Source organism: Rouxiella chamberiensis, from assembly GCF_026967475.1.
Taxonomy (GTDB): Bacteria; Pseudomonadota; Gammaproteobacteria; order Enterobacterales; family Enterobacteriaceae; genus Rouxiella; species Rouxiella chamberiensis.
The window spans coordinates 1,018,474-1,043,917 of the sequence record NZ_CP114058.1; the positions used below are offsets into that span (position 1 = coordinate 1,018,474).

At 52.7% G+C, this 25,444-nt stretch carries 23 protein-coding genes and 3 pseudogenes; 12 read left to right on the forward strand and 14 right to left on the reverse strand.

Annotation, left to right across the window (positions count from 1 at the left end):
- Positions 1–8: 8 nt before the first annotated feature.
- A complete protein-coding gene (locus O1V66_RS04830) occupies positions 9–1,412 on the reverse strand; it encodes an APC family permease (RefSeq protein WP_045046928.1) in 1,404 nt (467 codons plus the stop codon).
- 348 nt (positions 1,413–1,760) lie between these two features.
- Between O1V66_RS04830 and O1V66_RS04835 the strand changes: the two genes are divergently transcribed.
- From O1V66_RS04835 to O1V66_RS04845, 3 genes are read left to right on the forward strand one after another with little or no spacing between them, the layout of a single operon-like run.
- On the forward strand, positions 1,761–2,900 hold the full coding sequence (locus O1V66_RS04835) for a tyramine oxidase subunit B (protein WP_045046927.1): 1,140 nt from the start codon (positions 1,761–1,763) through the stop codon (positions 2,898–2,900).
- A 27-nt stretch (positions 2,901–2,927) separates the two neighbouring features.
- Positions 2,928–3,350, forward strand: coding sequence for a RidA family protein (locus tag O1V66_RS04840; protein ID WP_045046926.1), 423 nt, complete (start codon positions 2,928–2,930; stop codon positions 3,348–3,350).
- A 57-nt stretch (positions 3,351–3,407) separates the two neighbouring features.
- Positions 3,408–4,700 (forward strand): NAD(P)/FAD-dependent oxidoreductase, encoded by a 1,293-nt coding sequence (locus tag O1V66_RS04845; protein ID WP_045046925.1) that lies wholly within the window; start codon positions 3,408–3,410, stop codon positions 4,698–4,700.
- Between the two features lie 99 nt (positions 4,701–4,799).
- On the opposite strand, the pseudogene O1V66_RS04850 reads toward O1V66_RS04845, so the two are convergent.
- From O1V66_RS04850 to O1V66_RS04860, 3 genes and pseudogenes are all read right to left on the reverse strand, one after another.
- Positions 4,800–5,629, reverse strand: a pseudogene (locus tag O1V66_RS04850) (AraC family transcriptional regulator).
- 266 nt (positions 5,630–5,895) lie between these two features.
- Complete coding sequence (locus O1V66_RS04855) at positions 5,896–6,645, reverse strand: pirin family protein (RefSeq protein WP_045046923.1); 750 nt, start codon at positions 6,643–6,645, stop codon at positions 5,896–5,898.
- 203 nt (positions 6,646–6,848) lie between these two features.
- Positions 6,849–7,352 carry an isochorismatase family protein gene (locus O1V66_RS04860; RefSeq protein ID WP_269128154.1) on the reverse strand — a complete coding sequence of 168 codons (504 nt, stop codon included), beginning with the start codon at positions 7,350–7,352 and terminating at the stop codon, positions 6,849–6,851.
- 162 nt (positions 7,353–7,514) lie between these two features.
- Between O1V66_RS04860 and O1V66_RS04865 the strand changes: the two genes are divergently transcribed.
- Positions 7,515–8,396: a LysR family transcriptional regulator gene (locus tag O1V66_RS04865; RefSeq protein ID WP_045046921.1), complete on the forward strand. Its 882-nt coding sequence runs from the start codon at positions 7,515–7,517 to the stop codon at positions 8,394–8,396.
- Between the two features lie 30 nt (positions 8,397–8,426).
- On the opposite strand, the gene O1V66_RS04870 is transcribed toward O1V66_RS04865, so the two are convergent.
- A complete protein-coding gene (locus O1V66_RS04870; protein ID WP_045046920.1) occupies positions 8,427–9,161 on the reverse strand; it encodes a pirin family protein in 735 nt (244 codons plus the stop codon).
- A gap of 553 nt (positions 9,162–9,714) precedes the next feature.
- On the opposite strand from O1V66_RS04870, the gene O1V66_RS04875 reads away from it, so the two are divergent.
- The 3 genes from O1V66_RS04875 to O1V66_RS04885 are packed head-to-tail and all read left to right on the forward strand — an operon-like array spanning position 9,715 to position 11,105.
- A complete protein-coding gene (locus O1V66_RS04875; RefSeq protein ID WP_045046919.1) occupies positions 9,715–10,587 on the forward strand; it encodes an alpha/beta fold hydrolase in 873 nt (290 codons plus the stop codon).
- A 42-nt stretch (positions 10,588–10,629) separates the two neighbouring features.
- On the forward strand, positions 10,630–10,857 hold the full coding sequence (locus O1V66_RS04880; protein WP_269128155.1) for a cupin domain-containing protein: 228 nt from the start codon (positions 10,630–10,632) through the stop codon (positions 10,855–10,857).
- A 17-nt stretch (positions 10,858–10,874) separates the two neighbouring features.
- Positions 10,875–11,105, forward strand: coding sequence for a cupin domain-containing protein (locus O1V66_RS04885; RefSeq protein WP_269128156.1), 231 nt, complete (start codon positions 10,875–10,877; stop codon positions 11,103–11,105).
- Positions 11,106–11,198: 93 nt separating this feature from the next.
- Here the strand turns inward: O1V66_RS04885 and O1V66_RS04890 are convergent, their stop codons facing one another.
- From O1V66_RS04890 to O1V66_RS04900, 3 genes are all read right to left on the reverse strand, one after another.
- Complete coding sequence (locus O1V66_RS04890; protein WP_045046917.1) at positions 11,199–12,626, reverse strand: amino acid permease; 1,428 nt, start codon at positions 12,624–12,626, stop codon at positions 11,199–11,201.
- 101 nt (positions 12,627–12,727) lie between these two features.
- Entirely contained in the window at positions 12,728–13,654 is a 927-nt protein-coding gene (gene ctlX, locus O1V66_RS04895; RefSeq protein ID WP_045046916.1) for a citrulline utilization hydrolase CtlX, read from the reverse strand.
- A gap of 6 nt (positions 13,655–13,660) precedes the next feature.
- Complete coding sequence (locus tag O1V66_RS04900) at positions 13,661–14,683, reverse strand: ornithine cyclodeaminase (RefSeq protein WP_045046915.1); 1,023 nt, start codon at positions 14,681–14,683, stop codon at positions 13,661–13,663.
- 128 nt (positions 14,684–14,811) lie between these two features.
- Between O1V66_RS04900 and O1V66_RS04905 the strand changes: the two genes are divergently transcribed.
- Positions 14,812–15,234, forward strand: a complete 423-nt coding sequence (locus O1V66_RS04905; protein ID WP_045046914.1) for an Lrp/AsnC family transcriptional regulator — start codon at positions 14,812–14,814, stop codon at positions 15,232–15,234.
- 201 nt (positions 15,235–15,435) lie between these two features.
- Here the strand turns inward: O1V66_RS04905 and O1V66_RS04910 are convergent, their stop codons facing one another.
- A complete protein-coding gene (locus tag O1V66_RS04910) occupies positions 15,436–16,689 on the reverse strand; it encodes an enolase C-terminal domain-like protein (RefSeq protein WP_045046913.1) in 1,254 nt (417 codons plus the stop codon).
- A gap of 88 nt (positions 16,690–16,777) precedes the next feature.
- Positions 16,778–17,478, reverse strand: a pseudogene (locus tag O1V66_RS04915) (FadR/GntR family transcriptional regulator).
- 281 nt (positions 17,479–17,759) lie between these two features.
- Here O1V66_RS04915 and O1V66_RS04920 point away from each other — a divergent pair.
- The 4 genes and pseudogenes from O1V66_RS04920 (at position 17,760) to idnD (ending at position 22,317) form a co-directional block, all read left to right on the forward strand.
- The gene (locus O1V66_RS04920) at positions 17,760–18,527 is read left to right on the forward strand and encodes an SDR family oxidoreductase (RefSeq protein ID WP_045046911.1); all 768 of its coding nucleotides are present in this window, start codon (positions 17,760–17,762) and stop codon (positions 18,525–18,527) included.
- A gap of 75 nt (positions 18,528–18,602) precedes the next feature.
- A pseudogene (locus O1V66_RS04925) lies at positions 18,603–19,891 on the forward strand (MFS transporter).
- Between the two features lie 13 nt (positions 19,892–19,904).
- Positions 19,905–21,266, forward strand: coding sequence for an MFS transporter (locus tag O1V66_RS04930; RefSeq protein ID WP_414058473.1), 1,362 nt, complete (start codon positions 19,905–19,907; stop codon positions 21,264–21,266).
- A 10-nt stretch (positions 21,267–21,276) separates the two neighbouring features.
- Positions 21,277–22,317, forward strand: a complete 1,041-nt coding sequence (gene idnD, locus O1V66_RS04935; protein ID WP_045046909.1) for an L-idonate 5-dehydrogenase — start codon at positions 21,277–21,279, stop codon at positions 22,315–22,317.
- Positions 22,318–22,423: 106 nt separating this feature from the next.
- Here idnD and O1V66_RS04940 read toward each other — a convergent pair whose 3' ends face one another.
- From O1V66_RS04940 to O1V66_RS04955, 4 genes are all read right to left on the reverse strand, one after another.
- Positions 22,424–23,221, reverse strand: a complete 798-nt coding sequence (locus tag O1V66_RS04940) for an outer membrane protein assembly factor BamB family protein (protein WP_269128157.1) — start codon at positions 23,219–23,221, stop codon at positions 22,424–22,426.
- Positions 23,222–23,252: 31 nt separating this feature from the next.
- Positions 23,253–24,206: an outer membrane protein assembly factor BamB family protein gene (locus tag O1V66_RS04945; protein WP_269128158.1), complete on the reverse strand. Its 954-nt coding sequence runs from the start codon at positions 24,204–24,206 to the stop codon at positions 23,253–23,255.
- A complete protein-coding gene (locus O1V66_RS04950) occupies positions 24,152–24,862 on the reverse strand; it encodes a hypothetical protein (protein WP_269128159.1) in 711 nt (236 codons plus the stop codon). Before O1V66_RS04950 ends, O1V66_RS04945 begins: the two co-directional genes overlap by 55 nt.
- Positions 24,863–25,038: 176 nt before the next feature.
- Complete coding sequence (locus tag O1V66_RS04955) at positions 25,039–25,338, reverse strand: hypothetical protein (protein WP_152623583.1); 300 nt, start codon at positions 25,336–25,338, stop codon at positions 25,039–25,041.
- Between the last annotated feature and the right edge of the window lie 106 nt (positions 25,339–25,444).

Sequence of the window (25,444 nt, forward strand, 5' to 3'; positions counted from 1 at the left end):
CGGGAATATTAGAGCGCCGAGGGCGATTTTATCGGTTTTCTGGATTTTATGGACAGCAGATAGCCGCCGATTCCACAACCGGCAATCAACCACGGAACAAATTGCACCAGTTTCGAATCGCTGCCGCTTATCAGCTGGAGATTGTTTATCACCATAACCAGTGTAATCACCATAAAGACCAGTGAAATCAGCGGTGCCCAAAATACGCGCCAGGCCGTGTTGCCTTGTTTTCCCGTGCGTCGGAAGAACATGACCACCGCCGCTGAAACGCCTATCTGCAACACGAGAATGCAAATTGTGGCAATGGCGGTGCCAAAGGCAAAGATGTGTACCATCGGGTCGATATTGATGCTGCCCATCGCCGCCAGCAGCAGCAGTAAAATAACGCTGTGCAAGTGACTGGCATTATGCGGCGTACCGTTGGTTGGATGTGTTTTGCATAGCTCTTTCCAGATTAAACCATCTCGACTGATGCTGAAAATATAGCGTGAAATATTATTGTGAAAGGCAAGCGTTGCCGCAAACAGGCTGGTTATCAGCAAGACCGACATGGTTTCAACGGCCCATTGGCCCACGTATTGGCGTGTAATGGCGAACACAAAATTACCGGGATCTTTGCGAGCCATCTCGACAATTCTGTCTAATCCAAACGCCTGAACAAGCGACCAGCTGGTAAAGCAGAAAAATGCGGTGATGAGCAGCAATGCGCAAAGAGTCGCGCGCGGAACGGTCTTGTGCGGGTCGCGACACTCTTCGGCATAGATGGCTGTCGATTCAAACCCTACAAAGGAGGCGATGGCAAAAATAAAGGCGATGCCCAGATTTCCCTGCATAAACACAGAGGGCTCAAAGGAGCTGAAGGTCACTGGGCCGGTTTTCTTTAACAAAATCATGACATCCATCAACACGACGATGCCAACTTCGCCCAACATCAACACGCCCAGCAATTTTCCGCCCACTTCGACACGCTTAATGCCCAATATCCAGGCAATGACGGCAAACAACATGCTAAATGCCCACCACGGAATCGAGGTGGCGAAATGTTGTTCAAAAAATAGCTGGGTAAAGAATCCGAGCATGGCCACGACGGCCATTTGCACCGAGAAATAGGCCATTAGCGCCATGACCGACGCCGATGCGCCCCAATTCTCTCCTAAACCTTTTGAAATATAGGCATAGAAAGCGCCCGCGCTGCTGACATACCGGCTCATGGTGATAAAGCCGACGGAAAAAATAATCAGGATGACGCAGGCCAGCAGGTAAATGACGGGGATACCGCCGCCGTTGCCGGAGAATATCGCAATCGGTAATCCTCCGACGACGCCGGTTAAGGGAGAAGCCGCCGCCACAACAAAGAAAATCAGTGAAAACAGGCCCAAAGTGTTTTTTCTCAAACCGGTAGAGTTGCTCATCGCCAGCGCCTTATAGACAGTGAAATCGAAGGGGTGAAAAGACGACCGTTGGAGGTAGTTCATCCACCTCATCATTTATCAGTGTCCACACGAGGGATAGAAAAAATCGGACAACGTCCGGGTGCAGCACGCGCACCGTTTTAGTGCTCGCGACCGGCACACTGTCTGACGCATATCCTCCCCTGACATTTCCCTTTCATTCCTGCCCCTTGCTGTCGCAAATCTTCAATACAGCGGATCTCTGCCGCGTTATTACTATTTCATCACGCCATTTGCCGACACGCGCTTCGCGGCGGTGCTGATTATCTTGTGGTGCTTGTATTAACCGACTGAACAGAGGGTAAAGCTATGTCCGACAATACCAGAATCGATTTTATCTACCTTTCGGAGCAGGACATGATCCGGGCTGGCGTCACCGATATGGCCGCCTGTGTCGATACCATGGAAGAGATGTTCGGCCTGCTTTACCGGGGCGATTACCGCATGGCGGGGTCCAATAATGATTCGCACGGTGCCATGGTCACTTTTCCGGAAAACTCGCCGTTTCCAACCATGCCCAAACCGACCGCCGATCGCCGTCTGATGGCGATGCCAGCTTATCTGGGCGGCAATTTCTGTACCGCCGGAGTGAAATGGTACGGCTCCAATATTGCCAATCGCCAAAAAGGTCTGCCGCGTTCGATTTTGATGTTTACTCTCAACGATGCCGACACCGGTGCGCCGCTGGCGCATATGTCGGCCAACTTATTGTCTGCCTATCGCACCGGCGCGGTTCCGGGGGTAGGGGCGCGTCATCTGGCGCGCAAGGACTCAAAAGTGATCGGTTTGCTCGGACCGGGCGTGATGGGGAAAACGGCCGTTGCCGCTTTCCTCGCTGTGTGTCCGCAGATTGACACTCTCAAAATCAAAGGCCGCAGCCAGAAAAGTCTCGACAGTTTTATTACCTGGCTCACGCAAACCTATCCGCAAGTCACCACCATCAAGGTTGTCGATACCCTTGAAGACGTGGTGCGCGATTCCGACATCGTGACCTATTGCAGCTCGGGAGAAGTGGGCGACCCGACAACCTATCCCCTCGTAAAACGTGAATGGGTCAGGCCCGGCACGTTTCTCGCCATGCCTGCGCTCTGCAATATCGATAGCGGCATGGAGCAGTCGGACGTGCGCAAGGTTCTCGACAATACCGGTCTTTATCATGCCTGGTTCGAGGAAGTGCCAAAGCCTGCGCATCACACCATTCCGGTTATCGGCGTGCGCTTTATGGACATGCTGGCCGAGGGGCGTCTTCAATCCGAACAGATTGAAGATATCGGCAAGATTATTGCGGGAGAGGCGCCGGGACGCATCAATGATGAAGAGATAATTATCATGTCGGTCGGAGGCATGCCCGTAGAAGACGTGGCGTGGGGCACTGTCGTCTACCGCAACGCGCTTAAAAACAACATCGGCGTAAAACTGAACCTATGGGAAACCCCGGTTCTAAGCTGACCCTTTATTTTATCAAGGAAAACCAACATGACTGCCATTATCAAAGTAAAAACGGGTTCGATTTTCGAAGAAAAGGCCAGTTACTCGCGCATTGTCGCCGTGGACAACTGGGTTTATGTCTCGAACACCGCAGGACGCCATCCTGTCACCAAAGAAATTGCCCCAGAAGTGTCGGCGCAGACTTTGCAGGTTTTCGAGAATATCGAAACGGCGTTGAAGGCCGTCGACTGTTGTCTCGCCGATGTTGTCTGCTCGCGGGTATTTATTCAGGAACCCGATGATGTTCCTACCGTCATGGCGTTGATTGGCGAGAAGTTTCGCGGGATCAATCCGGCCAGTACCGTGACCTGTCCTCCGCTGGGTTCAACAATTTACAAAGTCGAACTCGAGGTCACGGCCTATCGAGGGGCCTCGAAGGCGGACGTTCAGGAAATCAGCCTGTCAGCCTAGCGAACACGTGACCCGCTGGCGGCGGCCGTTTTTATCTCCTTTCGGGAAGTTATTACTATGGTTACAAAAATCGCGCCTGTATTTACCTCGACCCAGTTGCCGTCTGCAACGACGGTCGTGGTGGTGGGCGGAGGAATAGTCGGACTCACGGCTGCCCTGACGTTGGCGGAGCGCAATATACCCGTCGTCGTGCTGGAGAAAGGGCGCATTGCTGGCGAGCAATCTTCACGTAATCTCGGCTGGGTGCGCAAAACCAGCCGCCACGCCGAGGACATTCCTCTGGCACAGGCCGCCGACGGGTTATGGGCCGCGATGGCGGCGCGGGTGGGCAGGGACGTAGGATATCGTCAGGCAGGTATCCTGTTTCTTGCCCGTAACGCGGGGCAAATGGCGATGCATGAAAACTGGCTCAAGTCAGTCTCCTCTCTGAAGCTGGACTCCTGCATGCTGACGCCCGCACAGATTGCACGTAGTGTGCCGGGCGGAAAGGCCAACTGGCTCGGGGGAATTTATACCGCCTCCGACGGACGTGCCGAACCTTCGCTCGCGGCAAGCGCCATCGCGAATGCCGCCGTCGCGAAGGGTGTCGTCATTCTTGAAAATTGTGCCGTGCGGGCTTTGTCTCAGGCCGGAGGAAAAATCAGCGGTGTCGTTACCGAGAAGGGTGAAATTCGCTGTGAGCAGGTGCTGCTGGCGGGCGGGCAATGGTCACGAAGACTCCTGGGAAATCAGGGGGTGTCGCTGCCGACACTGCCGCTTGTCTGCTCGGTGCTGCGCACAACACCCATGGATGGCCCGACCGACATTGCGGTGGGCGCGCCTGATTTTTCATTCAGAAAACATATTGATGGCGGTTTTATCATTACCCAGCGCGGAGCATTGGACGCCTGCCTGACGGTAGACCATTTATTGCTCGGCAGGCGTTATCTGCCCCAGCTTCGCACGCAACGAGATTTCTTGCGTATTTCGCTCGGCAAAGCCTTTGTCAAGGATTTGGCCCTGCCGCGCCGCTGGAGCAAGACCGGACCTTCTCCCTTTGAACGGGTGCGCACGCTGGATCCTGACGTGAATCATGGTCTCAATCAGGAAGCCATGAATAACCTGAGAGCCGCGTGGCCCGTTTTTGAACAGGCAGAAATCGCGGAGGCGTGGGCGGGGACTATTGATGTGACGCCAGATTCGAACCCGGTCATTGGCCCTGTTGCAAAGATTCCGGGCCTCACGATAGCGACGGGCTTTTCGGGACACGGATTTGGCACGTCACCCGCTGGCGGTCAATTAGCCGCAGATATCGTCTCCGGCTTTCGACCTATTATCGATCCCGCGCCTTACCGCTTCGAGCGCTTTTAACACGCTGATACATAATGAAAGGGGCCTTTGTCATTCAAACCGGGTGCTTGAAAGACGGAGGCTCCTTCGCTGCCCATTCTACGATTACGCGCGTACCCACTAACGGTAGATAATCCGTTCGTGATAGACGTTTTGAGTAAGAGTTCTTTGGTAATGCTGAGGCGTGGTGCTGACCAGCTGTTTAAATTCTCTGAGAAAATGAGATTGATCGCTGAAACCCAAATCGAAGGCTAAATCAATCATGGCCATCTCCTTGCCCTCATGAATCGCATTAAGCGCAGACTGACAGCGAATGATACGGCTGAATGCCTTGGGAGACAGGCCTGTATCCTGCCGAAACTGTCGCTGAATAGTTCGGCAGGTATAGCCGGTGAGGCTTTCAAGTTGATCGATGCGGATATTGCCTTTTTTTCGATGATGTTTTGAATGCTGATTGAAGTTACCGTCGTCGGTTTGCGAATGAGCTTATAGGTAAAATACTGATTAAATAGGCTAATTTTTTCACTTAATAAGGCCGTACCCGAAATCTGTTCCTGAGCCAGCCGCGCGTTGGGAATGGCGTCCAGAAAACTGAATTCCCGATCGGTTAACTCTTCGGCATCGAGATCGATAAAATCCGGGATAACGCCCGGAGAAAATCGCACGCCAAAATAGCGATGCCCACTGATAAACTCAACCTCCCGCGCTTTAAGCGTGGTGCCGCACACTCTGGCTGTCGGAACTTGTGCATCACAATCAAAGACAATATCCACGCAGCCATCCGGTATGGCAAAAGTATGTTTAACCGATGCAGCCACTTCAAAATTATAGAAGTGCGAAATCGCCGGGTCTGCCGACGGCATGGCTGAATAATACTTTGCCGCACTCAGCACAAACCACGGCTGTTCCGGGCGGATTTTAGGGGTCAAAGGCGGAAATATATCGGACATTGCACAATCCTGTAGCATCAGCGAAGACATCCCGAGTGTCATGCAATCTGTACGCCATAATTGTGACTATCTAGTAGGCTTTCGGTATTTTTACTCCCTTTCAATCTTTCTCTTTAACAAGCGTGCATAAATCGGTCCTGCACGTGGCGAGGGGCTATAAATTGTGGTTGGGCGGGGGAATAATTTCTGGGGAAAAGAAAGGGGAAATAATAAAAAGGCCAACCCCGAGTGGGTTAGCCTAATCATTTGCCGTGCTGCGCGTTGCGTTAGCGAGAGAGAATATTGCCGCTGAACATGCCGCCACGAAATACGCTGGCGTTCGGGTCGGTCGTGAACAGCACCAAATCTGTTTGTGCATCGGCTGTCACAGTGTGGGCTTCGTCATCACGAATGATGACACTTTCGCCGGTTTCAAGGTGCATATCGCCGATACGCGCGCTTCCCTCGAAAACATACAGAATACGGGCGACGCCGCTGACAGGCACGGGAGGGAGGCTTATCTCGCTGCCGCTCTCCAGTCGGGTATCCTGCAACCATGCCTGCGCGCGGAAAAGTAGCGGCGCGTTGTCGGGGCCGGCTATCAGTCGCCAGGCATTTTCGCTGTAGGGTTGCCCAAAATCATGGAACTGCACCTGCGGTTTCAAATCGGCCTGCGAAGGGCGAACAAAGATTTGCAGACACTGCATGGTGTCGTCGCTGCCCCCGAGAATCCGCTCCTCGTGCTGGAACGTGTGACCCGCATTCATCAACATCAGGCGGGTATTGGTTATCTCTTCTTCATTGCCGACAGTGTCGAGATGCAGCATTTTACCTTTGCGCATGTAGGTCAAAATCTCGTCATCCTTATGCGGATGCATGGAGATAACGGTCCCCGGCAGCACGTTGGCATGGTCAATGCGGCCAATCGCGCCGATACCACTGTCGTCCGACTTCTGTACGGTACCCGGCCACAGGATTTCAATCCCGAAGCCGCCAGAACCGTGTCGACGTTTATGACTACGGAAAATTTTAAACATAGTTGTCATCAATCCTTGCAAGGCAGGCGTCCATTTCTACGCCTGTCTTCTGTTATGGGCCAGGATAGGGCATTGACCGGAAAGGGGCCCGGTCAATGAACCTGATTTTTCATGTCAAACGGGCTGTTACTGGAATGCTTCCATCACCACCTGAACCAGCTGACCCCCTTCGGGAGTCGCCCAGCTTCCTGCCAGTTCGGCAATCAGCTGGTTGGTCGAGGTGAGGGTAATGCCGTTTTTTCCATGCGGCGCAGCGCAATATCGTCAGCCATTTTGGTTGGCGAAGCCCCGGCATCGGCAACGACCTGAACATCAAAGCCTTCGCTTGCCAGCGTAAGGGCGGGATAAACCGTACATACGTCATTGGTCACCCCGGCGATGATCAGTTTCTTTCTGCCGGTGGCTTTAACTGCCGCGGCAAAATGCTCGTCGTCCATGGCGTTGACGATACCCATACGTTTAATGCGGGCATCGAACTGCTTTGGCAAAATGGATTTCAGCTCGTCGAGCAGAGGACCCTGCGCATACTCTTCCATGCTCGAGGTTAGCACCACCGGCATATTCAAAATGGCGGCAGATTTGGCAATCATCAGGGCATTGCGTTTGAGTTCTTCAAACGGCATAGATTTGGCCCAACCCATGGTGCCAACCTGATGGTCGATAAGCAGGATGGCGGCGTTGTCGGCGGTAAATTTTTCAAAGCTCATGATATTTTTCCTATAACTGATCGTTAATATTCAAAGGGGTTTATGTAACAACCATCGCAAGGATTTGTTGAACTCGGTGCGAATAACTAAAGTATAGGCTTCCGAATTCTGGAATAAATAGCTAAAATTAGAATTGAACATTCCACACATGGAACAATAGCGATGGAACTTCTCAACCATATGTCTTACTTTGTGGAAGTCGTTAAAGCGAAAACCTTTCGCGGCGCGGCCGAAGCGTTGGGTATGCCAAATTCCACCTTGTCGCGCAAAATCGGGGAGCTGGAAAAGACCATCGGTCTCAGACTGCTGCATCGAACGACACGTAAAATCGAGTTGACCGAAGCGGGGCAGATTTACTATGAGCGGTGCCGAAGAATCGTTGACGAGGCGCGGTTGGCGCATGAGCAGCTGGGGTCGATGCTGGCGCAGCCTCAAGGAATGCTGCGAATTTCTTTGCCCGCCGATTTTGCCATCGTAGTGCTTGCGCCGTTTATTCGCGAATTTGCCGAGCATTACCCGGGCATCGCTTTTGACTTCGACCTGACGCCAAGGAATGTGGATCTGGTGTCCGAACCCTTCGATTTGGCCATTCGAATGGGCACGCTGCCCGACTCGGGACTCATAGCCCGTAAACTCGGATCGCTTCCGCGTTATCTCTATGCCTCGCCGGACTATCTTGCCAGCAAGGGTACACCGGGGCATCCCGATGAACTTTCGGCACATGAATGCCTGGTGATGCGGCCTGAAAAAACCACCCTATGGCATCTGCATTCCGAAAAAGAGAAGTTCAGCATCAATGCTTCGGGACGTTTTCAGATGAACAGTATCGGCATGATGCGGCGTCTTGCCGCGATAGGCATGGGCATCGCCATACTTCCCGAACCTATTGTCGCAGAAGATGTGAAACGCAATGAACTGGTGCGGATTCTGTCGCCGTTCGAAGCCGATGGTGTAACGATTTATGCCCTGACGGAGACGCGACTGTTGCCCGCCAAGGTGCAGGTCTTCATTGAATTTATCCGCAGTAAATTACAGGGGAGTTGACAGGCTACCGCACAGAACCTGTCAGACTGACTATTTACCGCTGATGGAACCCACCAGCACGGCGTCGGCCTCAAGGTCGACCAGAAAGCAGACCAGCGTTGTGGTGGTCTGCGCCGTGATGGGCGCAAGCGTTGTGCCTTCTGCCCCGAGGCCATCGCCCTTATGCAACCTCTGCCCGGCAACCTCAATCTCGCCGTCGACCACATAGAGGAAAGGCGAAAACCCGGCTCTTTCGGGGATCACGGTCTCCTGGTCGGCTTCCAGTTTTATGTCATACAGGCAGACCTGCTGGCGGATATGCAGCGGGGCATTTTCGCCTTCGGGCGCGGCCAGCAGGGTCCAGATATTTTCCGGTCCTCCGTCAGGACGTTCCATAAATTGCACCCGACCTTCCAAATCTGCCGCGCGCGGACGAATAAAAATCTGCAACATTTCAGCGGCTTCTTTCGGCGTCGACTCCTCATGCCAAAAACTTTGCCCGGCGTTCATCATCATGAGTCTTTGAGGAGAAAGCGTGATCCTCTCGCCACCGGTATCTTCATGTACCATTGAACCCCGCCACATATAACTCAGGATCTCGTCATTTTTGTGCTCGTGCATTTTTACAAGCGTATCAAGCCCTAAATTTGCATGGTCTATTCCGGCAAGCGGACCAAAGGCGGTATCGTTTTTATCGGGCAAGGAATGTCCAGGGCGCACATGACGAATATGGAAAGGGCCTTTTTCGAAGGTGGCATCCGGATCGGCGCGCAAAAGAGTAAACATGGTAACTCCTGTCTGGCTGATAATATTATTTAAAATAAATCTTACTGATAAAGCGTAGCGCGTTGACGAAGCACGCTGGTATTTAAATCGGGACTAATGGTCCGCCAAACAGGCGAATATTTCGTACAGACTTATTTAATATTAATAATCAAAGAGAAAAATAACAGGCAATATTATGCCATGAGTGGAATTTACAATTCCGTTTTACACCCTAATAAGATGAATTCATGGCGTATAATTAAGATTACTAATTCATACCCTAACCCTTTTCGTAAAAGTCACTAAGCAGCACGGTATTTATTTGCGCCCTGTCTCACGTTAACTATCACCCGAACCCGACAGTATGATTGCCGAATCATGGCGCGGGGATTTCAAAACGTCATGATGCGTCAAAATAGAGCGGATATTGCTCCATTGGTGGAACAGTGTTCTCCAATTAGCCCTCTATAATCCCGCTGTGGCTTTATCTAAGATGAATGAAGGACGTGTGAAGCGGCCACTTTCAGACCCTTTTCGCCGTCCAAAGACCCTTAATCTTATTAGAGCGAAAACGATGAGCAACGAAAAATCCTTACCTCAATCAGACATTGACATAACCCACCATACTGCTGTGGTGAACGGCGTACGTCTTCATTATGTTATGGCCGGTTCCGGCGAGCCTCTGGTGCTTTTGCACGGCTGGCCGCAAACCTGGCGTGAATGGCATTCCATGATCCCGGCGCTGGCCCGCCAGTTTACGGTGATTGCTCCTGATATGCGGGGCTTTGGCGATTCCGACAAACCCGGCAGTGGATATGATAAACGCACCGTAGCGCAAGATATTCACCAGTTGGTGCACCATCTGGGTTTCCATGAAATCAATCTGGTCGGGCATGACATCGGTATGATGGTCGCCTACGAATACGCCAGTGCGCATCCGGATGAAGTACGGAAACTGGCGGTGCTGGAGGCGGGCCTGCCGGGGTTGGGACTTGAGGCACTGCATGACAGCGCCGCATTTCCACAATTCTGGCATTTTGGTTTCTTCCGTGCACCGAATCTTGCCGAAGCGCTGATAGCCGGTCGCGAAAAAATGTTCATTACCCATTTTATTCGCCATCTTGCCTACGATACCTATGCGCTGTCCGATGCCGACCTCAACGAGTATGCCGAACGATTGAGCGCACCAGGCGCGCTTCGTGCAAGCTTTGAACATTATCGGGCATTCGATATTGATGCGGTCAATAACAGGCAAAATGCGCTGACCAAATTGTCTATGCCGGTTCTCGCCGTCGGCGGAGAGTTCTGCATGAACGTTCAGATGGGTCATATCATGCGTCCGCTGGCTAACGATGTGCAAAGCGTGGTCATTAAACGCAGTGGTCACTGGCTGACCGAAGAACAACCCGAGCAGTTAACGGCGGCCTTACTCGAGTTTTTCCATTAAGCCGCACCCAGGTCATCAACGGCAGAGAGGGAGTCAACCAATATGAGCGCACGTATATTAAAACCCGGAGAAGGTCAGCTGACCGGTGTCGCCGGCGACATTTACACCATCAAGGCCAGCGGTCGCGAGACCGGCGGGGCTTATACCGTCATGGAAGCTATCATTCCTGCGCAGAAGGGCCCGCCTCCGCACCGGCACACCCGCGAGGAAGAATCCTTCTTCGTGCTGGAAGGTGAACTGGGTTCTTTGCCGATGGTGTGCGCAGCGTAGGCGGTGTCGGGACCTGGGTGACCTTACCCCGAGGATCACTGCACTATTTTAAAAATATCGGCGAAACGCCGGCGCGCATGCTCATCATGGCCGTGCCCGCAGGGCTTGATGATTACTTCATTGAAGTCAGTCAGCCAGCAGGCACCTTCTCGGAGGACAATCCACCGCCAATGGATGAAGACCAGATTAAAAAGATGATCGAGACGGCCCCTAAATATGGTCTCGAGATCCTGCCTCCGCACGAATAAACGTGTTTGATGCCTTGAAATTTCCTGCCTCCGTACGAATCTGGCGGCAGGATTTTCTTTAGGGTGAATCCTCCCACCCTTGAACCTGATGCTTCAATCAAATGATTTGCTGGCCACGGGCACACGCGTTTTCTCCTTCTTATTTTTATAGGCGATCGCCAACCAGATAAACCACAGAGGCGAAATAAATAGCCCCATTCGGGTATCGGGTCGCAGCGAGAGCACGACCAGCATACAGGCAAAGAATATCAGGCAGGCGTAAGACAGGCTTTTACCACAGGGCATTTTAAACTTGGAGCGTCGATGCAGATCCGGGCGAGTTTTCCGATACACCAGCCAGGAAACAATAATCATACTCCAGATGCAGATAAGCAGAATGGCCGACATCGTCGAGAGTAAAGTGAAAGCCGCCATGACGCCGGGCATGACAAATAAAATTGTCGCTCCACACAGCATGCAAAAGCCGGAAAGTAATAATCCTCTTAGGGGAATGTTGGATGCGGAGAGCTTACTCAACGCTTTAGGTGCTGCATTGTCTCTGGCAAGCCCGAACAGCATCCGGCTGGTTGAAAAGACGCCGCTGTTGGCGGAGGAAAGCGCCGACGTCAACACAACGAAATTAATCACCGCGGCGGCGGCAGGAAGGCCAGCCTTGGAAAACAGTGAAACAAAGGGGCTGGTATCAGCGGAAATATGATGCCATGAAGAGACTGCGATAATACAGGCCATCGAAAGCACATAAAAAAGCAGGATGCGTACCGGAATCGAATTAATTGCCTTGGGTAAGGTCTTTTCAGGATCCTTGGTTTCGGCGGCGGTGACGCCGATAAGTTCTATTCCGACAAAAGAGAAAAGGGCAATTTGAAAGCCGCCCAAAAATCCGCCAAAACCATGAGGAAATAACGTGTCCCGCTCCGTCAGATGACTAAACGAGGCCTTCACACCATCGGGCGAGGTATAACCTGTAAACGCCATCCAGCAGCCAACCGCAATAAGTGCCACGATGGCCACCACTTTGATGATAGCAAACCAGAATTCCATCTCGCCAAAGAGTTTGACTGACAGAATATTGAGAAAGAGCAGCAATATCAGTGCGCCAAAGGCGGGGATCCACAAGGGAAGGTCGGGATACCAGAACTGCATATAGCCGCCGATCACGACGACATCTCCCACGCAGGCGACCACCCAGCTTAACCAGTAGGTCCAGCCAATCACAAACCCCGCCCAGGGACCTAAATATTCACCGGTGAAATCGGCAAAGGTATGGTAGCGAGGATTGGATAACAGCAATTCGCCCAAGGCTCTCATAACAAAAAACAGGAAAAAACCGATAATCGAGTAGGTGAATATAATGGAGACGCCGGAAAGACTAATGGTTTTACCCGACCCCATAAACAGTCCGGTACCAATGGCGCCACCAATGGCGATAAGTTGTATATGGCGGTTGTCGAGTTGTTGTTTCAATTTTCGGGTATCGGATGGTGCCCGGCAATGTCTTGCCGAAATATTGTTATTGTGCATAAACCACTCCGGTATTAACGAGTTCATGTGCTTATAAGGGGAAGCCGTGACGTGAGATGTTCAGCCCGACGCGATGTCGGGCGACGTAAAGCAACGGATAATCAGCTATAGGCCATGCGCTTTTCGAGAAACACTTCACACAGCATGCAACGTGCGCCACCTCCGCCGAGATCTTCGATGATATCCAGCGGCCCCAAAGCCAGTCTGGCGTAACTCGAAATCTGGCATTGTTGTGCGGTAGTGAAAGCTTCCCATGCGCGTGTCGACATGGCATACACGGGTTTTCCAGACTTATCTTTGAGTTCAAGAACGTTGCAGGTGAAAGAGGCCATCTGTTCAAAGGTGACCGCAATAAGGGTTTTCCCCGTGCTTTGCAACGCATCAATCAGTTGCCGACGCTCATGCAGCGAAGGCAGGGCATCCAGACAGACAATGGCAAAGCGACTGCCCACACTGAGCATGACGTTGGTGTGATAAATCGGTTGCCGATGTTGGTCATGCGCGTCAAACCAGACAATACGGTACCCTGAAAGCCGCTCGAACTCCTGTCCCACCAGAGTGGAACTGCGCGATGATCGGCAGGAATAGGCAATACGGTTGTCATGGTCGAGAATGAGTGACCCTGTTCCTTCGAGATAGCGCCCTTCAAGTTCATGCGCGGATAAATCGATGCGCTTGTTCACGACAAAGTCGGTGGCAAGCTGAAGAATAATATCTTCGCGTCTTTCGCGACGGCGATTCGGTGCCTCCATCGGAAACGTATACAGCGTTCCGTCTTCCAGCATCGCAATCCAGTTATTCGGAAAGAGCGAATCAGGCGTGCCGTGTTCGGCAGCGTCATCAATAACATGGACCTCGATATCCACATTTCTCAACGCCTGAACATAGCTGTCGAAAGCAACCTGCGCCCGGGTTTGCACATCCTGGAGGTTTCCCGCACTTTTCTGAAACGCGTTGCTCGCCCGTGTTTCAGGATTACTCATAAACGCTGCGGGGCGAACCATGAGGACAGTATTGGTGGTTTGCATGCGTAATTACTCCTGCCTGCACAGCAAGCGGTAGAGATCACGAGGATTTTCGGGTTGCGGGACGAGATCGATTGATTTGCCAATGTGATGTTGCTGCGCGAGATCATGCATCAAGCGCAGTGCCGAGAAGTCCTCGATGGCGAAACCCACGGAGTCGAACACGGTAATACTGTCGCGAGAGCGGCGGCCGATTTCATGACCACAGATAACTTCCCACAGCTCCGTCACCGCAAAGTCTTGCGGCATCTGCTGAATTTCACCTTCAATGCGAGTCTGCTCCGGAAACTCCACGAAGACGTCAGCCAGCGTCAATAATTCGGCATCCAGCTCGGTTTTACCCGGACAATCGCCGCCTACGGCGTTGACGTGCACGCCCGGTTTAACCTGTTGCGCAGTGATAATGGTCGCGTTGGCTTTATCGGCAGTAAGAGTGGTAATGATGTCGGCGTTTGCTACCGCCTCATCGACAGAACGACAAAAATGCAGGGTAATACCTGGATAGGCATTCAGATTACCCATCAATTTTTCGGTAGCCTGGGGATCAATGTCATAGAGATAGAAGTCGGTGAGGCCCAGAACCTCGTTAAAACCGATAATCTGGAACTCACTTTGCGCACCGTTGCCAATAACCGCCATGCTTTTGGCATCCTGATTGGCGAGATATTTCGCCGCCATCACCGACGTCGCGGCTGTGCGTAGGGCGGTCGCCAACGTGAACTCACAGAGTAGCAGGGGGAAACCGGTTTTCACCTCGGCCAGTGCGCCAAAGGCCATGACAGTAAGCTGATTGTTCAATGCATTTTGCGGATGCCCGTTAACGTATTTGAATCCGTACAGTTCGGCATCGGCGGTAGGCATCAATTCAATAACGCCCACGGCGGAATGGCTGGCAACCCGTGGCGTTTTGTCGAACGCTGACCAGCGTTTGAAATCATGTTCAATATAATCAACAAGCTGCTTGATGAAGGGGGCAATGCCGGTCAAGTTCACCAGTCGGCTCATATCCGCGAGGTCAATAAAGCGTGTCATCGTTTTTTCTCACTATTGTCATAAAGATAGACAGTATGGAAAAACGAAATGACTTGAGATAGTTGCTAAAATGTTCAAAAAGAATAGATAATTAGCATATCGAATCTTTACATAAGCAAATTGATTAAATGAATGATACAGATCGCCAGATCCTGGCCTTGTTGAGAGACAATTCCCGCATGTCGGTTACAGATATTGCCAAAATAGTGCGCATCTCTCGCACTACGGCGCAGAAACGCATCGAGATAATGGAGGCGGAAGGGATCATTACCGGGTATACCATCAAGATAAAACCGGGCATAGAGAAGAACCGCATCAGAGCCTGGATGAGTGTCGCGGTGGAAGGGGCCAGGGCGTCAACGATCATTCAGCAGTTAAGAGGCGAACCGGCGGTGCACACGTTGCATACCACCAACGGAAAATGGGATTTAATGGTGGAATTGCGCGCAGATAATCTGGAGGCTTTCGATCAGATACTGGGGCGCATTCGACGCATTGAGGGGATATACAATACGGAAACCAGTATTCTTCTTTCAACCCGAAAAGCCTGACCGCAGGGCGATGAGAGTGGCGTACTCTTCGGGCGAGTCAAGGTAGCAATCGCCATGCGGAGTCCGCCTGCAGGGAAGGGCCGAACAGCGCATAATATTTTGGTGCAGCTTAATGTTGCACGACTACAACCCGCCTTGCGGCGGGCGACGGGAGGCGTCTTCCCTTTAGCCGGACTGTGATGCAGCCTGAGCGGGGCAATGTTACGGCCTTGCCGCCGTGCCGTCTGGCAGTCGCGCGCGAGTCCATTCTGGAATGCCGCCGGATACGGGATATTTTGCGGCTTCTTTGAGATTGATATCCACGCCCAGCCCCGGACGATCGCTGAGATACGCATAACCCCGATCAATTTCCGGACAACCGGGGAACACCTCCTGCAGCGCCTCATTGACCGGGGTATATTCTTGAATGCCCAGATTGGTGATGCTCATATCAATGTGCAGATTCGCTGCAACGCCAACCGGTGAAATATCCCCCGGACCATGCCAGGCGGTGCGCACGCCGTAGAGTTCGGCGAACGTCGCCAGTTTCTTCGCAGGTGTAATTCCACCAATTGTGCTGACATGGCAACGAATATAATCAATGAGATGATTTTGAATGAGCGGCTTCCATTCATTGATTTGCGTGAATAATTCCCCCATGGCAATAGGGGTGCTGCTTTGACTGCGCATTTTGTTCAACCAGTCGATATTTTCTGGCGCGACCGGATCTTCAAGGAAGAACAGCTGATAAGGCTCGAGGGATTTCGCCATCTGAATCGCGGCAATGGGAGTAATGCGCTCATGGACGTCATGAATGAATTCAACACCAAAGCCGAGTTTATTACGCAAATGATCAAACAGTTGCGGAACCGCACGCGCGTAGGCATCGGGGTCGAAGTAAATGCCCTGCGTAGGATTGCGGGGCGAGATCTTCGGCTGAATATTGCGTGCCTTGGCAAGCTTACCGGCAATCAGACGTAAATCATCTGTTCCGGCTCCGCCGTACATCCCCATCTGGCAGCGCACATATTGATAGCCTTCTTCCATACGCGCGCGAATATTGTCTTCTACTTCGAATTCATCGGCCCCGTCGCAATGGCGGTAAAGCGGAATGCCGTCACGACACCGGCCACCCAAAAGTTCGTAAACGGGTAAATTGGCCACCTTGCCCTTGAGATCCCACAATGCGATGTCGACGCCCGACAGGGCGTTATTCATCACCGGCCCGTTACGCCAGTAGCCGCTCACTGCCGCGGATTGCCAGATATCTTCAATGCGGGCAGGGTCCTTGCCGATAAGAAACGGCTTCATGTAATGCTCGATGGCCGAAGCGACGGCATAAATTCGCTGGGTAAAAGTCGCACATCCCAACCCGTATAAACCCGGCTCGTTGGTTTCAATTTTCACCACGACCAAATCGATACCGCCAGGTGCAGTCAGGATAGTCTTGACGTCAGTTATCTTCAGGTTACTCATAGTGCTCCTCGCTCTTTTCAAGCCACTTTGTTGTATGATGTCCTACATGTTCTATCAATTAAAAAGCCCTTGCGGGCTGGTTAAATCATTACTTGTGACGAACATCCTCAATGGCATGTACGTTATGGGTCATGGCGCCATTTAGCGTTTCAACTGCCAGGGTGGCATCGCGGTTTTTCACCGCCATAAACACTTTGATGTGGGCTTCCACACTTTCGAGGGTGATGCCCAGTACGCGGTTTAATTCCTCAAGATAATGGATATAGATCCCTTTAAGAGATTCCATTACGTGAATGAATACCTTGTTGTGTGACGCCTTCACAATCGCAAGATGGAAATCGTAGTCTGCCACCGAATATCTTTTGTAGTCATCTTTGCTGATTAACATGCGATTCAGTGCATTTTCGAGGGTTTTTACGTCTTCCTCGTTGGCATTCTGAACGGCCAACTCCAGACATTTAAACTCGACGGTTTGGCGAAAAACGCGCATGTCATCAAACTCTTCCTGAGAGAGATGCAGGATTGGCTGATTATCGTTAAACGCACCATAACGCTGAACCTCGCGAGTGACATAGGTTCCCTTTCCCTGATGGGTCACGACCACGCCCAGGTCGCGCAACTTCTGCACGGCACTCCTGACGCTCACGCGGCTGACCTTGAACGTGGCCGTCAGTTCGGCCTCCGAAGGCAGCTTGCAGCCGGGTTCCACAACCCGTTCTGAATGTTCTGCTTCATCTGCTCGTAAATAACATCGACCACATTATGTTTCTGGATACTTTCCAACGCCACGGCATCTCTCACTTGTCCTACATGTCTTACGTTTTTTTAACCTGTGGCAACGGTAATGACAAGCGATTATTTTGAAGGCATTGAAGTGAGTAACGCAGGTGAGGGTTTATTATTTATTTTAATCAATAACTTAAAAGTTTTACCCTCTAAGTGCTCTCCACCATGACGTTAAAAGTTTGTGAGTTGTCTTACAAATTTGCACCCTGCCAATTGCCGTTCAATTGAGCTTAACGTAAAACCATTTCATTCACTTGTTAGTCATGTTACATGAGGAGTGGTTCATGCAGACGTTATTCAATCTCGAGGGGAAAGTTGCCCTGATTACCGGTTCAACGCGCGGCCTGGGATTTGCCTACGCACAAGGCCTGGCGCAGGCGGGTGCCAAAGTCATTCTGAACGGGACACAGCAGCAGCACATGAGTGCGGCATTGGAAAAATTGCACGCACAGGATCTGGAAGCCGAAGGCTTTCTGTTCAATGTGGCGGATGAAGAGGCGATCGAATCGGTATTTCGTCAACTCGATGCCAGAGACGTACACGTCGATATCGTCATCAACAATGCCGGTATTCAGTTTCGAAAACCGATGCTGGAACTCGCCTTGAGTGACTGGCAGCGCGTGCTGGACGTCAATCTGACCAGCACTTTTCTGGTTTCGCGCGCGGCGGCAAAACGCATGATTGAACGCAAGCGCGGCGGCAAAATCATCAATATCGGCTCGCTGACCAGTGAGGCGGCACGGGCTACCGTCGCACCTTATACGGCGGCGAAAGGCGGTATCAAGATGCTGACTAAATCGATGGCAGCGGAATGGGCCGCTTTCAATATCCAGACCAATGGTATCGGACCGGGGTATATCCTGACCGATATGAATGAAGCGCTGGTCGAAAACGAAACATTCAATCAGTGGGTCTGCAGCAGTAATCCTTCCGGCCGATGGGGCAAGCCTGACGAACTGGTCGGAACGGCCATCTATCTGGCGTCATCGGCATCCAACTATATCAATGGTCAAATGATTTACGTCGATGGCGGCTGGCTGGCGACCCTGTAAACAACAGCCTGCTACGCAAGAGCCGAGCTTCAGACTTGGCCGTACCCTACCTGATAAGCGTCACGAGGTTAAACTATGAACTCAAAAATTGCAGGGAATTTACCGGCCAGCCGTTGGGGTAAACTTATTCCGATCGCCTTTATTACCTACAGCCTCGCCTACCTCGACCGAGCCAACTATGGATTTGGTGCGGCAGCGGGTCTTGCCGAAGATTTGCATATCACGCCCGCTATCTCCTCCTTGCTGGGTGCTCTCTTTTTTCTCGGATATTTCTGTTTCCAGGTTCCGGGGGCATTTATGCAGAAAAACATTCGGCCAAACGGCTTATTTTCTGGAGCCTGATCCTCTGGGGCTTGCTGGCTACCGCCACCGGTATGGTGCACAGCGTGGCACTGCTGGCGGGAATACGTTTCATGCTCGGCGTTGCGGAAAGTGTGGTCATGCCTGCGATGCTCATTTTTCTCAGTCACTGGTTTACCCGCGCGGAACGTTCGAAAGCCAATACCTTCCTGTTCCTCGGTAATCCGATTACCGTGCTGTGGATGTCAATTCTCTCGGGATATCTGGTGAATTCATTTGGCTGGCGCGGCATGTTCATCATTGAAGGGGTGCCGGCCATATTATGGGCGTTCATCTGGTGGCGCATCTATGCCGACCGCCCTCACGATGCGAAGTGGCTTACCGAGGCCGAAAAGCGGGCGGTGGAAAATGCGCTGCTGGCGGAACAGCAATCCATCAAGCCGGTTAAAAATTACCGCGAAGCATTTCGTTCGCCGAAGGTGCTGGCGCTAGCCTTCATTCACTTCTTCTGGAACATCGGAATGTACGGTTTCATTATGTGGCTGCCGTCGATGCTGAAAAGCGCCTCCGGAATGGGCATTGTGGCGACCGGCTGGCTTTCGGCGGCTCCTTATCTGCTCGCCGTTCCTCTTATGCTCGGCGCGTCATGGTTCTCTGATAAATTCCAGCAGCGCAAGCTTATTGTTGTGCTTTTCCTTGGACTTGGCGCTGTGTGCTTTATCGCCTCCTTTACACTGGGCGCGACGCACTTCTGGCTGTCGTGGGTGTTGCTGGTTATTGCAGGCGGGGCGATGTATACGCCTTACGGGCCATTCTTTGCGGCCATTCCAGAAATGCTGCCGCGAAATGTCGTGGCGGGGGCCATGTCCTTTGTGGTCTGCTTCGGCGCGCTGGGTTCCTTCGTGGGAGCCTGGATAGTCGGCTACCTCAACGGATTGACCGGCAGTCCGGGCGCGTCGTACATCTTCATGGGAGGATCGCTGATTGTTGCCGTTTTACTGACCGCGTTCACGACCTTCAGCAGTATGAAGACGCCAGCGGCACAGGTTCGCGCGGTTTACTGAGGGAGAAAAGGTGATGATGAAAGACGCTTCCCGTGTTCGTATTCGCGTTTTGTTGATGCTGTTTGTGGTTACGGCAATCAACTACATGGACCGGGCGAATCTGGCGGTGGCCGGATCGCATATTCAGGGCGAGTTCTACCTGTCCGCCACGCAGCTTGGCTTGCTGTTTTCGATGTTTACCTGGTTCTACGCCATGAGCCAGATTCCGGTCGGCTATCTGCTTGACCGGTTGGGTTCGCGCTGGCTCTACGGCAGCGCGATTGTACTCTGGAGTCTCTTTACGCTCCTGATGGGACTGGCTTCACATCACTTTTTCACCACGGCAACGGCGTCATTCATGATGTTGCTGGTATGTCGTGCGCTGATTGGTGTGGCTGAAGCCCCGTCCTTTCCCTCCAATACGAAAATCATTGCCACCTGGTTTCCCGACCACGAACGCGCCAGAGCGACCGCGACCTATTCAAGCGCGCAATATATCGGTCTGGCTCTGCTCACACCGCTGCTGTCTTTCATTGTGAGTGAATGGGGCTGGGAGATGTCGTTTTACCTTTCCGGTCTGGTCGGCATTGTCTTTGGTATTTACTGGCTGATTGTTTATCGCGATCCGCAGCACAGCCATAAAGTGAACCCCGCGGAGCTTGACCTTATTCGTCGGGGCGGGGGATACGGGTCGGTGAATCAGCAAAATAGCGGCAGCCGAGTCAACTGGAAATCGGTGAAATACATTCTGCGTCAGCGCACTACCTGGGGGCTGTTTATTGCGCAGTTTGCCGCCTCGTCGACGCTCTATTTTTTCCTGACCTGGTTTATCGTCTATCTCGAGAAAGGTTTGCATCTGTCTATCGACAAGGCGGGAATGGGCGCCATGTTCCCGTATCTCATGGCGATGGCGGGCGTACTGTGTGGCGGAACCCTCAGTGACTTTCTGTTAAAGCGCGGCCGCAGCCGGACCTTTGCCCGAAAACTGCCGGTAATGGCGGGAATGTTGCTGACCTGCTCGATAGCATTGGTCAATTATTTCCAGGACAGCCCGGTCATTGCCATCGGTATCCTGTCGATTGCCTTTTTCGCCAATGCTTTCTCCAATCTGGGCTGGGTGGTGTGCAGCGATGTGATTCCGCGCCATCTCATTGGCACCGTGGGCGGATTTCTCAATATCTTCGGCAATCTTTCGGGCATTGTCAGCCCCATTATCATTGGCGTCATTTTACAGCGAACCCACAATTTCCAGTACGCCATGTGGTATATCGCCGCTGTTGCCCTGATGGGCTTTCTGGCCTATCTGCTGCTGGTGGGCAAAATCGAAGTCATGACACCCCCGGGTGAAGCGTCCGCCGCAGAAAAGAACACATTCAAAACCCCGTCAAACGCATAAGGGAGGCAAAATGCATCGGAAAACTGTCAACGCGGTTATCGTCAATGCCGCACATGATGTGCGCTGCGAATCACGCGAGATGAGCTGGCGTGACGAGCAGGTACTGGTCAAGGTTGAGCGTGGCGGGATTTGCGGCTCTGACATTCATTATTATCAGGAGGGTCGCGCCGGAATGTCGGTGCTGAAAGCGCCCATGATTCTAGGGCATGAATTTGTCGGCGTTATCGAGTATGCGCCTGAAAATGCCGCGTTGAAAACGGGTCAGCGCGTGGCTGTGAATCCCTCCCGGCCTTGCCGACAATGCAGGCTCTGTCAGGAGGGCAGACAGAATCTCTGCCGCGCTATGCGCTTTATGGGCAGCGCGCAATACTTCCCGCATGTCGATGGCGGATTTGCAGACTATGTGGCGGTAAGCCCTGAACAATGTGTTGCTTATAGCGAGAATGCCGAGGCCAGGGTCATCGCCTTTGCCGAACCGCTGGCGGTGTGCATTCACGCCGTGCGTCAGGCCGGAAATCTTGTCGGAAAGCGTGTACTTGTTACCGGCGCGGGGCCGATTGGTTGTCTGGTTATTGCCGCCTCGCTTGCAAGCGGCGCGACAGAAGTCGTGGCAACGGATGTCAGCGACCGCTGCCGTCAACTGGCAAAACAGATGGGCGCCAGCCTGACGCTGGATCCACGAGACACGGCTCACACCGCCGTCTGGGCTGAAAACGGAGGCAGCTTCGACGTCTGCTTCGAGGCATCGGGTGCAGGCGCTGCGGTGGTGTCGCTGGTGGAATTCACCCGTCCCGGCGGGATAATCGTACAGCTTGGCATGGGGGCGGCGGAGGTTAACTATCCGATAGGTCCCTTGCTGGTCAAAGAGGTGCAGTTAAGAGGCTCGTTTCGTTTTACCGACGAATTCACTACGGCCGTTCGCTGGCTGGAACAAGGAAAAATTGACCCGTTGCCGCTGTTGTCGGCAGAAATGCCCATGCAGGAAGCCGCGCACGCGCTGGAGCTTGCTTCAGACAAGGCACGCGCGGCCAAGGTCCAGCTGGTGTTTTGAGTTCGTGAAGTCCTCTTAGGGGTTGGTAACTGCACGAGTGAGGAAGGTCGCGGACAAAAAAGCCGCCCTCTGCAGGAGAGGGCGGCGGGGTTATTACACTTCGCCGTTATTGAGGCAGGGCATAGGCGATAACGAAGTTACCGCGTGGTGTATGCATGAAGTGATGACCGGTTGCCGTAATGGCAACGTATTCGCGTCCGTTCTGCTCATACACCATGGGGTTGGCCTGCGCACCGGCCGGTAACGCGACTGACCACACTGTCTTGCCGGTCGTGATATCGATGGCGCGCAGCAGGTTGTCCGTCGCGGCGGCAATAAACACCAGCCCCGATTTAGTGACCACCGATCCCCCATTGTTTGGCGTGCCTATCTCGATAGGTAATCCGGTTGGCAAGCCGAAGGGACCATTTTCACGTGCAGTACCCAGTGGGCGATCCCAAACCGTACGGCCATCGCGAATATCAATGGCGCGGATCCCGCCGTAAGGCGGCTCTTTACAAAGCATGCCGGTAAACGGCAACTGCCAGCCAGCGTTAACGTTGACTGCAACAGGGATACCTTCCTGCGGGTCCCCCGCACCTTCCGCTTTCCCCTCGGTCTGAGGATCATTGAGAATGTCACGCGCCTTCCAGCCACGCGCATCGGCCTCTTTACGTGTGACCAGAATGGTGTAGTTCGGCATGTCGTTATAGTTGGCAATGATAAGGCCACGCGCCGGGTCAAAGGCTACGCCACCCCAGTCAACGCCACCGTTATAGCCAGGGTAGTCGATGATAGGTTTCGTCGTGTTCGGCGGCGTGAACCTGCCCCGATAATCCGCCTTGGCAAACTGAATACGACACACCATCTGATCAATGGGCGTCAGACCCCACATATTCTCGGGTTTGAGATCCGGTTTTGCCATGGAATTAAACAGCGAGAAGGGTTGGGTCTTGCTACGCGCCTGCGGCTCGATGCCGCCTTGCGGAACAGGGCGGTTCTTCTACACCGAACAGCGATTTACCCGTCTCACGATTGAGCACATAGGTTTCACCGTTTTTGGTCGGGAAGATAATGGCCGGAATTCTTGAGCCATCAGCCTGCGGATAGTCGACCAGCGTCGGTGAGGCACCCGGGTCATAGTCCCACACATCGTCGTGCGTATTCTGGAACGACCAGCGCGGCTTGCCAGTTTCGATATCCAGCGCAGTCAGAGAAGGGGAATATTTATTCTCATTGGCGGAACGTGTACTGGAGTAGTAATCGCCCGAGGCGTTTGCCACAGGAAGATAAACCAGTCCCAGTTTGTCGTCGCCCGTGAACGGAGCCCAGACGTCGGGCGATCCACGCTTATAGAGATCCTTGCCCTGACGCGGCGCGGTGTTTTCCGGGTCGGCAGCGTCCCACGCCCATTTCAGTCTACCGGTTTTCACATCGAAGGCTTTGGTTACACCCGACGGGCCGAATGCGCGTTGCCCGTCCACCGTGGTATGACCCACGACGAGGGTATCGCGGATGACTACGGGCGGCGAGGTGATTGAAACATAGCCTTGATAGACTTCGCCCATATCCCCGGTGAGGCTGACTTCGCCTTTGGTGCCAAAATCTTCGCAGCGTTTGCCGGTCTGTGCATCGAGTTCAATGATGCGGGCATCAAGCGTACCCACGATAACTCGACGCTCACAGGCGGCCGCGGGAGAAGAGGCGGCTGTCGATGTGTTGGCTGGAAGGCCGGGGTCCTGATAATACGCCATAGAACGACAAGAGGGCGTGTAGGGAACCGCTTCGGGTGTAATGCCTGGGTCAAATTCCCACTGCTTTTTACCCGTAGTGGCATCGAGTGCTACCACTCTGTTCAGATAGCCGCACACATAGAGTGAGTTGCCGATTTTAAGGGGCGTATTTTGCACCCCCAGCGCGTGTCTTTAGGCACGTCGCCAACTTCGGCCTGCCAGGCGACCTTGAGGTCTTTCACATTGGCAGGCGTAATCTGCGTCGCCGAAGAGTAACGATCGGTAGCCTGATTACCGCCATAGGAGGTCCAGTCGGTCGATGGAATCGTGTGATTCACGCCTGTACCGGTGTTGGCCAGGAAAGGATTGTCTGCGCCGTCAGGCACATCCTTCGCTTCGGTGACATGATACGGCACGAAGGCAAGACCGCCTGCTACCACAAAGGCCAGCACCAGCACGGCGGATACCGAACGTGATACGGCGCGGGAGAGCGTGGGGTGTAAAGAAGGGAGCAGAAGCGAGAAGGCGATGGCGAAAATCAGCATCAGCGCGAATCGCGGTACCCAACCCCAGTAATCCAGACCTGACTCGCTGATGGTCCAAATCAGTGTGAAAACAAAGAGTAAAGCGAAAATCAAGGAGGCTTTGGGTGATCGACGCGCCAGTAATACCGCGCTGATAATGCTTAATAACCCTGCTATTGCGTAGTACCAGTTACCGCCCAACGTGATGAGCCACGTTCCACCGATAGCCAGTACAAGTCCAAACACACCTAAAACGAATGAAAGCAGTCTTCTGCCTCCTTTCGCCAAGGCATTTTCATGACTAATCATTATCGATCCTTATAATTTTTGTTCTGACAGGCGGGGCTTTGCCCTGTCAGAAATGGGCAGAATACGTCTCTATTCTGTGGATAATCAGAAAAGCTGAACCCTGTAACAGCTTTTACTTAACTACCCTGACAAGAAATTGCATCATTTTATTTACATAAAAAGCTCAAATGAAAATATTAGTTGTTAAATTGTAACAGCGGAACATATCTCCTTTCATTTCGTTCCATTTGGTTCGTTTGGATTTTCTCAAAGGCGATGATCGAAGGGGCGGGGAAGATTAAGTTAGTTTCGCGCGACATCAGCTGATGAAAAGCGGTGCGAGGGTAGGCAGCTTGACCCACGGTAACCGCATAGCGAGGCGGGTTGCCCGTTTGTCGGCAATGGAGGAAGGGTGTCACGGTAAGGAGGAAAAAGATGGTTAATCTTTCTGTTTTAGCGGTCAGAATAATTGACGCATACCCGACGAGGAGCATCACGCTTCGCCTGATTGCCAACGATTAACCTTCTTCGGCCTAGCGGCGGGGCAAACTAATCTCCGGCACCGGCATTAAAAATTGTCCGGGAGTTCGCACGAAATTTCCG